This window comes from Actinomadura sp. NBRC 104412 (assembly GCF_030269515.1).
GTDB lineage: Bacteria > Actinomycetota > Actinomycetes > Streptosporangiales > Streptosporangiaceae > Spirillospora.
Genome location: NZ_BSTM01000028.1, coordinates 58482 through 70090 on the forward strand (window position 1 = coordinate 58482; position 11609 = coordinate 70090).

Here is an 11609-nt window from a genome sequence, read left to right on the forward strand (position 1 = left end):
GGTTCCAGGTCATCGCCTTCGGCATGTGATCGCACGGCCGTCAAGGACGCGGCACCACGTCTACCAGCCGCCTAAGTAGCGCGCATGGCGTTCGACTCGAGGTTCTCAACATTTACTTCTATCCGAGTTCAACCGATCTCAGGCCGTCACAAGCCGGCAACCCTCAGAAGATGGATGGCACGTCGTGTCATAGTCTTCGCCAGTGGACGCCGGCGTTGTCTGCCCGTCCGTCCTCCCGCGAAGGAGAACACATGCAGGACCCTTCGGATTCAATGGATATCAGCAAAACCACCGACCCACCTGTTCTGGACGATCCCACATCTGACGCGGACAGCAACCTGGCAACGGCATCGGCGGCGCTGCGAATGTCCCCGTACGAAGCGCGCATCTGGGCGGCGCTTGAGACCCACTGGCAGCGCAAGGCCGACCGGCGACGGTTGATGCCGGCGAAGGCCCGGGCGGCCGTCGAGGCCGCCGGAGTGAAGACAAAAGATGTCTTGGGACGCGCGGGGACCGCGGTCGTGGAAGCCACCCCCGAGCCCGTCAAGGCCATCGGCGAACGTGCAGCCGACACCGTGCTCGCTCCGGCCGTAGAAAGTGCTGTCCGACTGGTCGATCTGGCCAACGACTGGGCGGTGGATCTCACGAATCCGCAGAAGGTCATCGACTTCCATCGGAGCCGTGGTCGCGATGTGTCGTCACTGGAAGACCTTCGTGGACTGGACCTCGCCGAACTCGATGAGGTCGTCCGGAACCTGGTACTGAAATGGCGTTCCCTTGGAGCCGCCGAGGGGGCGGCGCTCGGCGCCCTCGCCCTCGTCCCGGTCGCCGGTGGGGCGGTGGCGATCTCTGCTGACATTCTCGTCATGCAGGTGCTGGCGACGGCGATCGCGACTCACGTTTGCTATGCCTACGGTTTCGATCCGACCGACCCGGAACTTCAGCACGTCGTGCGACGGATGGTGACGCGATCCTTTGGCGCACAGGTTCCAAAGGCGTCCACAAGCCGCAACGCGAACCTCGCCGCCGCCGCCATCAAGGGCCGCAAGAAGTGGAGCAAGAAACTTCGTGACGATCATAGGCTCATCGCGGCTCTTGAGAAGCTGATGAAGCAGTGGACCAACGGTTCTCACATTCCCGTCGGCAAAGTGGCCAAGGGGATCCCTGTCGTCTCGATCGTGACATCGGCGGGAACCAATGCCTGGGTCATCGGAGATGTCGCGAAGCAAGCTCGTCTCTACGCTCAGACGCTCTTCCTCGCTGAGAAGTACGACCTCCCGCTGCCCGCCCGACTGGCAACATCGCCAGCGAAGCGGATGCCGAATGCCTGGCAGAGGATGCCGAAACGAAGTAGGAGCCCGATGAGCGGCGAACGGGACGTGCCCGCCGTGGCGCCACGGGGACCACTCCCCGGAGAGCATGGCGGTGAGAGCCGGGCCGTCCTGCCCGCATGCCCTGTCCGCCCCGGGAAGTCGCGTCCGACCGGGCTGCTCGTCCAAGTGCGGCAGGAACCCGGGGCGGCGCCCATAGTGGTGCCGGCGCACGAGGACGGGTTCGTCGACGGCGACCGGTCGTGACCGATGGGGAACCGGGCGATCCTGTGGTCGGTCGCGGTCGCATTGCCGGTGATCGCGGCGGTCATCTCCGATCGTGCAAGCCGCCGCTAGGAGTTCGCCGTACGGCTCACGCAACTGCGCCAGAAGCACCACAGCGAAGCGGGCCTCATCGCCCGCTTCGGCTGCGCCCTCCTCCTCGCGGAGCGACATGACCCAATCTTCGCTCTGGTGAACGGCGGCGCGGCTGGCACGCGAATCGGTCTCTACTCCACCCGGCCCGACGTGGCCTCCGGGCGCACGCACCTCCGCGATCTGGCAGCCATCTCTGGAAAAGGGATTGGCTTGCCGCCGGCCCCCTGGTTCGCTGCCGTCAAGCGTCGGTACCGGCTGGCACAATCGCCCGCCATGAGCGTCAGAAAAGACGACCCGCTTGCGGGGTTGGACGAGGTTCACTGGGCGAGCCTGGAGCACGCTTACGGCCCGGCCGAGGACGTGCCCGATCTGCTTCGGGCGCTCGCCTCGGAGTCGGCCGACGAGCGCGACAAGGCCGGGCACGAGCTGTACAGCAATATCTTCCACCAGGGCAGCCGGTACGAGGCGACCGCGCATGCCGTGCCGTTCCTGGCCGCGTTGGCCGCTGCCCCCCAGATCCAGGACCGTGCCGACATAGTGCACCTCCTTTCCGCGATCGCCATCGGCTACGACGAGGCGTACCTGCCGAACGGCGTCGACATCGAAGGATGGCGCGCGGGCATCGAGCAGATGCGTACCGCCGACCCCGAAGAAGAGCTGCGCCGATTCGACCAGTGGGTCGCGGAGGCCGCCGACGAGGGCGAACGCAGAGTCCGTGCGATGCGCCGCGCCATGTACGACCACGACGAGTATCTGCGCAGCGCCGAAGCCGAACTCGGTGCGTACGATGCCGTCCGCGCCACCGTTCCCACACTGCGCGACCTGCTGGGCGATCCTGACCCGCAGATCCAGGCGGCTGCGGCTTACACACTGGGCTGGTTCCCGGAGGAGGCAACCGGCACTCTCCCCGCGCTGAGGCAGTTGCTGGAGCCGGGTGTCGTTTCCGGAGTGGCGGCGAACGCGATCATCTCAGCGGGCCTGCTGTCCGGCCATGCCCTCGTACCGCGATTCCGCGCATTCCTAGCTGGAGAAGACCCGCTCCTCCGCTACGCCTCCGCGATCGCACTGGCCCGCCTGGACGTCACCGACACCGACGTCCTCGACGTGCTTGAGACGGCCGCCGTCCAGCCTCCCGAGGACTCCGAACCCCGGATCCGTCATCTACACGGCAACCTGCGCGGATTCGCGACGATCACCCTCGCCGCGATCGAGGAGCGGACGCATCCGAGGCTTCTCGGCGCCATGCTCGATGGGCTTGCGCTCAGCTCCGGCCCCGACGCCTTCCCCACGGCCGAGGCGGTGCTGCAACATGTGTTCGGGCAACCGCGAAGCGGACCGCTGCCACCGTTTGCCGAACTGACCGAACCGCAGCAGCGCGCTGTCCGAACACTGGCCGAGATGGGCGACGACACTTGGCGCTGGGGCAACTTCATGCTCTTGCTAAGCGCTTGGGGCCTTCCGTCCCAGCAGGCCGAATGTCGCACGTATGCAGGACTCGACTAGTACTGCAACGGCATATAGGTGAGTGGGTAGCCGCGTCGCCGGTAGTGGCTGAGGCGGGCTTGGTGCTGGCGTCTGCGGCGCCGGGTCGACCAGTGCCAGACGTGTTCGGCGGTGTGAACGCCTCGCAGGACCAGCTTGATCAACAAGCGGTGGATCTCCGGTAGCGTGAAGGCGATCATGTTCGGTTCGCCGGAGCCGGTTTCCCCTTCATGGCCGGGGATCGGGAGACCACCAGCCAGGCGTGCGCGAGCATCGACACGGTGATGTGGGCGTACCAGGCTTCCCGGCTGCGGACCTGGTAGTGGTCCAGGCCAGCCTCGTTCTTGGCCTGTTGGAAACGTTTTCGATCCGTCAGCGTGCTCCGGCGATCCAGACCAGGTCGGCGAAGTACTGTCTACCTGCCGGGCAGGTGGGTCAGCGCCGCCGGACACGGAGGTGACCTCAAATTAAGTCTTGCTCAGATAGGGCGCAAAGGAAAGCCCTGCGCGATCCAGAGTGTAGCTGAAGTTCGGTAGTGGCACAGCGGAAAACTACAAGGAAGTGCATTCGTCGCATGCCGATGCAACTCGCGGACGCCTGATGCAGTAGAGGTCCAGCTGCTCGGTCTGCTCGCCCTGCATCGTTGCGCTGACCTGTCAGCGCGTCACCTTGGCTGAGTGTGTGGGCGACTGGTCAGCCGCGGACCGATTTCCAGAGAGCAGCCGTTGCGGCATCGGGGCTGTAGAGCGTCGTGCCACCGCTCAACTTGACGACGTGCATCGGCCATGTGTCGCTGTCGTAGTGCGTGTTCAGGTGGCGGGTGATGCCGCCAGGTTCCCGCGCAGGCTGTGGTAGTTCATCGACAGGGCCTTCACCAGGTCTTGCATGTCGTACTGCTTGCCGAGCTCCTGGCAGAGGACGTCGAGAATGCGGGTGACCGTCTTGGTGGTGTTCAGTTCAGTGCCGGCCAGTTTGTCGGCGTCCCATGCCACCGGGACGTCGTTCGTTCCCGCGGGCTTGGCGTGGGCGTCGGGCTCCTGCTCAAGCTCGGCGAGCAGCCGGTAAATGGCCATGACGTGTTGAGCGGGTACAGCCACCCGGATGGACTCCTGCTGGGCTTTCTGGCTCATCGTTCACCTCCTCGGCCACCTCGATCCGGGGGCGGATGGAGCGGGTCTTCAGCCCGCTGCTGCTGACGGAGACCACGGTGTTCGCGCGCCACCAGGCAATGGGTGCGCTCACCGCTGTTGTGCCCGCAGGGCGATCCGTTCCGCGAACCGCGCCTTGCCACCGTGGCCGTCCCTACCAGGACGCCCCCGGCGAATGGTTCAAGCTGCTCGACTTATAGATCAGCAACCTGCACCGTGCAGCCTGACACCGCCCTGCTCATTAATGCGCTCTCGATTCGCAAGGCTCAAGGGGCTTGTAGTGCACGTCGATGAGGCGCACATCGGGGTCTCTGTGGGGACCCGGCCGTGAATTCGGATGATCGGCTGTGCGGTTATGGTCTTCCGCAATTTGAGTCGATTTTCTGTTGTGGCAAGCATCGGCTGTCCCGATGCGGTCATGAGCGTGAACCGGCGTTTCCCTGGCAGTTAACGGGGTAGGATCGACCGCGCGGTCTATCCAGGAGGTTCTCATGAAGGTGATCGGCCGGCTCGGCAAAGCTCCCGCTGAGCGCGGTGACACGACTTCGACGACCGGTTCCCCTGACATCCTCACACTTAATGACGGTGCATTCGCGGTCATCGGTGTCGACATTACCGAGGAACTCGGTAAAAATCCATGGAAAGACGCCCGGTGCGCACCTAATGAACGGATCGTTCGAATCACACGTAACACCCTCATCGCCGCGAAGAACGATATCCCGGACGAATGATGCATCGACCGCCTGCGTGGGCACTGGACGGTAGCGAGCGGCTGCCCTTGGAGGGCTTCCTGGAGTCTTTCGGCGCGGCCTGGGCGCGCACCGAGCGGCGCTTCCTCAAGCTGGAGTGCTGGCAGTCCTACCGCGAGGCCGACGGGGTCCGGTCGCAGGAGGCGTTCCAGGCGGGCGACACCGCGCTGGCCCGCCGCCTCCTGGAAGAGGAGGCGATGGGAGACCAGCCTCTTCGCGACGACGTGCGCGCGAGGAATCTGGAGTTCACCCGGATACGGCTGCTCTCCTACCCGCTCACCGACTACCTGCGCTACGAGATGATCAATTACGAGGTGCGCAGCCGGCTGGGTGAGAACATCGAGTTCCTCGTGCCGCCCTCTCCTGTTGAGGGCTACTTCGACTTCCTGCTGTTCGACGCCCACACCGCCCTCATCCACGACTACGGGCCCGGCCCCGTCGGGTATCAATCGGGCGGCTGGGTCACCCATCACCCGAAGACGCTGTACAGACTGTTCGACATCGCCACCGATCTACGCGCCCGCGGTGAGCGGGTACATCCCCTCAACGACACTTCGCACAAATCTCGCATTTGACACGGCGGTGTCATGACAGGCCGATTGCGACGGGTCCTGCCCATGAGTCTCGCGATCATCGCGGGGCTCGTCATCGTGCTTCTCTGCGTCCTCGTCCCGGTTCTCCTGCTGCTCCGGATGGACGATGACGAGCTGGCGCGCTGGTCGGACATCGGCCAGGCGGTCAGCCCGGTCGCGGTCTTCTTCTCCGGTGCGGCCTTCCTGGGAATCACGGCCACGCTCCTGATGCAGGGCCGCGAGCTGCGGAACCAACGTGAAGAGCTGAGGATCGCGCAGGAGGAACAGGCACGCGGCAGCGAACTCGCCATGCGCGAGCTGCACACCGACCTGATCAAGATGGCCATCGAGGACAGCGAGCTCCGCTCGGTCTGGCCCGCCCCTGCACCCGGGGAGCAGACGACCCGCAAGGACCACTACTGCAACCTGATCCTCAACCTCCAGAAGGTCGCCTACGAGACCCACACGATCGAGCTTCCCGAACTCCGCAGCGCCCTACGGTTCCTCATGACCAGCCCGGACATGCGTGCCTTCTGGTCCCGAAGCCGCCCGTCCCGTGTCTCCATCACCGAAGGCGACGACGCCGAGGACACCTTCACGGCCGAGGTGGACGCGGCGTACACGGACACCATCACCCCGTAGGGTGCCGACACGCGCACCGCCCGGGGGCACATGGAACCGGTGATCCATGAGCGGCGACGTCGGGCGACGGCCCGGCAGGAACCGGCGCAGCATGTGGCTGCTGTGCCGGTAGGCGTCCTGTTCCGTGAGTTGCGCCCTGCTCGCCCTGACCGTCCCCGAAAGGGACCACTTCGGCGACTGGATCGTGCAGCTTCCTCCCTGGTTACAGATGTGCACCGCCCGGCCTTGGCTCGCCCAGGCGGACGGGGAAGCGGAGGAAGGCTAGTCGCTCACTTAGACACTCAGAGCCCTAGCCCGATCATCGGGCTAGGGCTCTGACCTGGGTCGGGGTGGCGGGATTTGAACCCACGACCTCTTCGTCCCGAACGAAGCGCGCTGCCAAGCTGCGCTACACCCCGGTGGTGGCTGCCCGGGAGACGTACGTTCTCCCGGCGCCTGGTCCACTTTAGCGGATGTCGCAGGGTGCTGCGTCATCAATTATCGGGGGACGAGGGTGAGCAGGGACGCCTCGGGTGGGCAGCAGAAGCGCATGGGGGCCATGGGGGACGTGCCCAGGCCGGCGGAGATGTGGAGCCAGGCGCCGCGGTGGCGGTGGAGGCCCTTGACGCGGGGGCGGTCGATGCCGCAGTTGGTGGCGAGGGCGCCGTAGAAGGGGAGGCAGACCTGGCCGCCGTGGGTGTGGCCGGCGAGGAGGAGGTCGTAGCCGTCGATCACGAAGCGGTCGAGGTTGCGGGGCTCGGGGGAGTGCATGACGCCCAGGTGGACGTCGGCCTGGGGGTCGACCGGTCCGGCGATCTGGTCGTAGCGGTCGCGGTCGATGTGGGAGTCGTCGATGCCGCCGAACTCGATGTCGAGCTCGCCCACCTTGAGGCGGCCGATCCGGTTGTTGAGGTCGAGCCAGCCCGCGGCCTGGAGGGAGGAGCCCAGTTCGCGGTACGGGAGGTCGGGTTCGCGGCGGCGCCGGTCGTAGTCGGACTTGCTGGTACGCCAGACGTACCGGGTGGGGTTCTTGAAGATCGGCGAGTAGAGGTCGTTGGAGCCGTACACGAACACGCCGGGACGGTCGAGGAGGGGGCCGAGGGCTTCGAGGAACGGGCCGATCGCGTCGCGGTGGGCGAGGGCGTCGCCGGTGCTGACGACCAGGTCGGGCTCCAGGGCGTCCAGTGAACGGACCCAGCGGATCAGCCTGGCGCGTCCGGGGGTGAGGTGCGCGTCGGAGAGGTGCAGGATCTTGACCGAGGGCCGGCCGGGGGCCAGCACGGGAACGTCGTAGCGGCGCAGCCGGAACCAGTTGCGCTCCAGCAGCGACGCGTACGCGAACGTGGCCGCGCCCGCGCCCGTCAGCCCCAGGGGTATGGCGTAGGTCTTTCGCACGGTTCTCCCTCCAAGGCCGGACCCTGGTCGTCATTCTCGTCCGTCCCGCCGCGGCGGGCTCCGGCCACCGGCGGCCGGTGGACGAGAACGACACACTCATATGCTCCCAGAGTCGGGCAGTGCCGCGTACGCCGGTAATCCTGGTGAGACCTGCGGGGCCTGGCGGGCATGATTGTGCGCATGAGTGCCCTGAAGGAGAAGCTGGAGACCGATCTCGTCGCGGCGATCAAATCGCGCGACCCGGTGCGCACCCGTACCCTGCGCATCGCGCTCACCGCGATCCGGAACGAGGAGGTCGCCGGCGAGCGGCCCCGGGAGCTGTCCGACGACGAGGTCGTCACGGTGCTCACCCGCGAGGCCAAGAAGCGCCGGGAGGCCGCGGCGGCGTTCGAGGGCGCCGGCCGGGACGCTCAGGCGGAGGCCGAACGGAGCGAGGGCGCGGTGCTGGAGGAGTACCTGCCCGCGCAGCTCACCGACGAGGAGCTCGGTGCCCTGGTCGCCGAAACGATCGCCGAGACGGGCGCCACGGGTCCGCGGGCCATCGGCCAGGTCATGAAGGCCGTCAACCCGAAGGTCGCGGGCCGCGCCGAAGGCGGACGGGTCGCCGCCGAGGTGAAGCGGCAGCTCGCCGCGTCGGGCGGCTGAGCCCGCGTCAGTCTTCCCAGGGCCACTGGAAGCCGGGCCGGCCGCCTGGGCGGCCCGGCCCGTTGCCTCCGCCGCGGCCGTTGCTGGTGTAGATGACCACGGTGGTGCCGGGGCCGACCTCGGTCTGCGCGTCCGGTGAGGTCGCGGCGACGGTGCCGCGCCGCTCGTCCGACTCGACGGGACGCGGCGCGATCCGTACCTGAAGGTCGGCGGCCCGCAGGCGGGCGGTGGCCGCGGCGACCGACATGCCCCTCACGTCCGGGACGCGGATGGTGTCGCCGAAGTCGCGGGTGGGACGGGCGAAGCCGGGGGCGGGCTCACCGGCCAGGGCGGCGCGCATGCTCTGCTGCCAGATCGCGCCGGGGGTGTCAGCGCCGTACACGCCGTACACCGGGTACTCCCAGGGGCTGCGGGGGTCCCAGTACGCGGTGGCGGCGGCGAGGTTCGGGGTGTGCCCGGCGAACACCGCGCAGGTGTGCATCTCACAGGTGCCGGTCTTGGCGGCGGCGGGACGTCCGATGCCGCGGCCCGTCGCGGTGCCCTTCGTCAGCACTCCTTGCAGGATCTCGTTGACCTTGTCGGCCACCGCCTCGTCCACGACCTGGCGGCAGGTCGACTTGGGCGCCTTGAGCTTCTTGCCCTCGGAGTCCACGATCTCGATGACGGAGACCGGGGTGCAGTACTTGCCGCGGGCGGCGAAGCCCGCGTAGGCGGCGGCCAGGTGCACCATGTCGATGTCGTTGGTGCCCAGCACCTGGGCGGGCACGGGCAGGAGCGGATTGCCGTTGGCGCGCTTCATGCCGAACTTCTCGGCCATCTTCACCGCGCTGCACACCCCGACCCGCTTCTCCAACTGGGCGTAGAAGGTGTTGACCGAATGCCAGGTGCCGGTCTTGAGGTCGAAGACGCCGGCCTCGCTGTCGCCCGCGTTGGACACCCGCCACTGACCGCCGCCCAGTGTGGCGTTCTTGACCTCCTTGCCGTTGTACTCGCCGGTGTACTTGCACGGCTGGAAGCCGCTGACGGTGGTCGTCTCCGGCGAGTTGAAGGACGTGTTGACCGGGATGCCCTCGTCGAGCGCCGCCGCGAGCGTGAACACCTTGAACGTGGACCCGGCGGACACGCCGTTGCCGCCCCCGTGCGCCCAGTCGGCGGGCAGGTTGAGGGTGGTGCGTCCCTTGCCCGCGCCGAACCGCTTGCTCAGGCCGATGGCCTTCACCTGTCCCGTGCCGGGCTCCACCATCGCCTCCGCGCCGACCCGGTTGCCGGACGGTGCCACGTTGCTGCGCAGCGCGCGGTCGACGGCGTTCTGGGCCTTCATGTCGAGCGTCGTGCGGATGGAGTAGCCGCCGCGGTTGAGCTGGTTGACGATGTCCTGCCGCTGCTTGGGCGTCATCTGCCAGTACTTGCCGCCGGACAGGATCTGCAGCACGTCGTACTTCACGTACTCGCAGAAGTACGGGGCCTTGCTCGTCTCGCATCCGCCCACCGGCTTGGTCTCGTTGAGCTCGATGGGCTTGGCGGCGGCGGCGTCGGCCTGCTGCTTGGTGATGTGCTTGAGCTGCACCATCCGGTACAGGACGGTGTCGCGCCGTTGCCGGGCCGCGGCCGGGTTGCGGATGGGGTCGTACGCGGTGGGGTTCTGGGTGATGCCGGCGAGCAACGCGGCCTGTTCGAGGTTCAGGTCGGAGGCGGGCTTGCTGAAGTACCGCTTGGACGCGGCCTGCACGCCATACGCGCCCGCGCCGAAGTACGCGACGTTGAGGTAGCCCTCAAGGATCTGGTTCTTGGTCATGCGCTGTTCGAGGTCCAGCGCGTAACGCAGCTCGCGTAGCTTGCGCCCGACGGTGGGTGCGGTGGCGTCGCGGTACTCCGCCTCGGTCTTGGCGTTGTCGACTAGGAGGTTCTTCACGTACTGCTGGGTGAGCGTCGATCCGCCCTGCGTCTGCTCGGAGTTGGCGTTGGACGCCAGCGCGCGGATCGTTCCCTTGAGGTCGAGCGCGCCGTGCTGGTAGAAGCGCGAGTCCTCGATGTCGATGATGGCCTGCCGCATGATCGGGTTGACCCGGTTGAGAGAGACCGACTCGCGGTACTTGTCGAAGAACCGGGCGATCTCCTTGCCGTTCGCGTCGTACAGCACCGTCTTCTCCGACGGCGGCGACGTCTTCAGCTCCCCGTCCATGTTCTCGAAGTTGTTGGCGGCGTCCCGCGCGGTGAGCCCCGCGCTGCCGACGCCGGGAAGCGCGATGAGCGCGACGAGCACCCCCGCGGCGACGCACGCTCCCAGCAGCCGCATCAGCGTCGACGCGGCCCGCAGCCGATCCTCGTTAGCACCCAGCACGGGCACTAGCGTACGCGGGGACGACCAGTGCATACGGTGCATGTTCGGCGGTACCGCACATCACCCTGCGTCACATCGCATCGTGACGGATCGGGCGGAGTTCGAGAACGCCCTGTATAACGCTCCAAGTTCGCGTCTCATAACGAAGCTGCTTGAACCGGGCGGTGGCGGCGCCGTCGTCCAGGCCGGATTGCTCGTTTGCCGGGCGGTGGCGCTCCCGTTGCGGGACGATGAGAGCCGTCACCGTTGCGGCGGAGTCACCGTGACGTGGCGATGTCGACCGGTTCGACTGGTTCGACGGGTTCGTCCGAGCCGTCCTTGGTCTGGTGTCAACCACGGAGACGGCTCGAGCGTCAACGAGAAGTAACTAGTCCGTTCCGGCGGTATGGCCCTGGAGGGCTATATCGAGAATGGGCCCATCGGGGACTGTTGAATCCCCCCTCGCTTCCGTAAGTTCTTCCCCACGGCTTTCGTTTGGCGGCCTGACGTCCGCGCCCGTCCGGCCAAGGAGCGCAAATCGACACAGACCCTAGGGGAGTGGGGCCAAGATGTGGATCACGGATTGGACCGCCCGCGCCGCCTGCCGTAACGCGGATCCAGATGCCCTGTTCGTGCAGGGGGCGGCGCAGAATCGAGCCAAGCTCATCTGCCGTGGCTGCCCGGTACGTACCGAGTGCCTCGCCGATGCCCTCGACAACCGGATCGAGTTCGGCGTCTGGGGAGGCATGACGGAGAGGGAGCGGCGTGCCCTGCTCCGGCGGCGCCCGGACGTGCGCTCGTGGCGCGACCTGCTGGAAACCGCCAAGGACGAGTACGAGCGGTCGGTCGACCCGGACGAGAGCGAGCTCGTCGCCAGCTGATCGGCGACGACCCGGCGCGGTTCAGGGTCTTGCATCGATGACGGCCGCGGGGCCCGCACCCCTGATGACGACGGGTGCGGGCCTTCGGCTGTCCTCCCATCGCGGTCT

General features: G+C 67.1%; 10 protein-coding genes, 1 tRNA gene and 1 pseudogene. 7 read left to right on the top strand and 5 right to left on the bottom strand.

The features are described 5' to 3' along the window. The first annotated feature begins 251 nt into the window (after positions 1 to 251). Together QSK21_RS28280 and QSK21_RS28285 are read left to right on the top strand one after the other, a co-directional pair. The gene (locus QSK21_RS28280; protein ID WP_285700323.1) at positions 252 to 1577 is read left to right on the top strand and encodes an EcsC family protein; all 1326 of its coding nucleotides are present in this window, start codon (positions 252 to 254) and stop codon (positions 1575 to 1577) included. A 207-nt stretch (positions 1578 to 1784) separates the two neighbouring features. Continuing rightward, entirely contained in the window at positions 1785 to 3191 is a 1407-nt protein-coding gene (locus tag QSK21_RS28285; protein WP_285700326.1) for a HEAT repeat domain-containing protein, read from the top strand. Positions 3192 to 3366: 175 nt separating this feature from the next. Here the strand turns inward: QSK21_RS28285 and QSK21_RS28290 are convergent. Both QSK21_RS28290 and QSK21_RS28295 read right to left on the bottom strand, forming a co-directional pair. Then, a pseudogene (locus QSK21_RS28290) lies at positions 3367 to 3558 on the bottom strand (IS701 family transposase); the annotation flags it as partial. 421 nt (positions 3559 to 3979) lie between these two features. Then, entirely contained in the window at positions 3980 to 4300 is a 321-nt protein-coding gene (locus QSK21_RS28295; protein ID WP_285700327.1) for a hypothetical protein, read from the bottom strand. Between the two features lie 509 nt (positions 4301 to 4809). Here QSK21_RS28295 and QSK21_RS28300 point away from each other — a divergent pair. Genes QSK21_RS28300 through QSK21_RS28310 form a run of 3 tightly spaced genes read left to right on the top strand, consistent with a single transcriptional unit; the run spans position 4810 to position 6281 of the window. Continuing rightward, positions 4810 to 5049 (top strand): hypothetical protein, encoded by a 240-nt coding sequence (locus tag QSK21_RS28300; protein WP_285700328.1) that lies wholly within the window; start codon positions 4810 to 4812, stop codon positions 5047 to 5049. After that, positions 5046 to 5642 carry a DUF6879 family protein gene (locus tag QSK21_RS28305; protein ID WP_285700330.1) on the top strand — a complete coding sequence of 199 codons (597 nt, stop codon included), beginning with the start codon at positions 5046 to 5048 and terminating at the stop codon, positions 5640 to 5642. Before QSK21_RS28300 ends, QSK21_RS28305 begins: the two co-directional genes overlap by 4 nt. Before the next feature lie 42 nt (positions 5643 to 5684). Beyond that, complete coding sequence (locus tag QSK21_RS28310; protein WP_285700332.1) at positions 5685 to 6281, top strand: DUF6082 family protein; 597 nt, start codon at positions 5685 to 5687, stop codon at positions 6279 to 6281. A 324-nt stretch (positions 6282 to 6605) separates the two neighbouring features. Here QSK21_RS28310 and QSK21_RS28315 read toward each other — a convergent pair. Together QSK21_RS28315 and QSK21_RS28320 are read right to left on the bottom strand one after the other, a co-directional pair. Beyond that, a tRNA-Pro gene (locus QSK21_RS28315) sits at positions 6606 to 6679 on the bottom strand. Positions 6680 to 6758: 79 nt separating this feature from the next. Further along, complete coding sequence (locus tag QSK21_RS28320; protein ID WP_285700334.1) at positions 6759 to 7655, bottom strand: metallophosphoesterase; 897 nt, start codon at positions 7653 to 7655, stop codon at positions 6759 to 6761. A 180-nt stretch (positions 7656 to 7835) separates the two neighbouring features. On the opposite strand from QSK21_RS28320, the gene QSK21_RS28325 reads away from it, so the two are divergent. Continuing rightward, positions 7836 to 8300, top strand: coding sequence for a GatB/YqeY domain-containing protein (locus QSK21_RS28325; protein ID WP_285700336.1), 465 nt, complete (start codon positions 7836 to 7838; stop codon positions 8298 to 8300). Positions 8301 to 8307: 7 nt separating this feature from the next. On the opposite strand, the gene QSK21_RS28330 is transcribed toward QSK21_RS28325, so the two are convergent. Next, a complete protein-coding gene (locus QSK21_RS28330; protein WP_285700338.1) occupies positions 8308 to 10641 on the bottom strand; it encodes a transglycosylase domain-containing protein in 2334 nt (777 codons plus the stop codon). Positions 10642 to 11189: 548 nt separating this feature from the next. Between QSK21_RS28330 and QSK21_RS28335 the strand changes: the two genes are divergently transcribed. Further along, a complete protein-coding gene (locus QSK21_RS28335; protein WP_285700339.1) occupies positions 11190 to 11501 on the top strand; it encodes a WhiB family transcriptional regulator in 312 nt (103 codons plus the stop codon). The last annotated feature ends 108 nt before the right edge of the window (positions 11502 to 11609 follow it).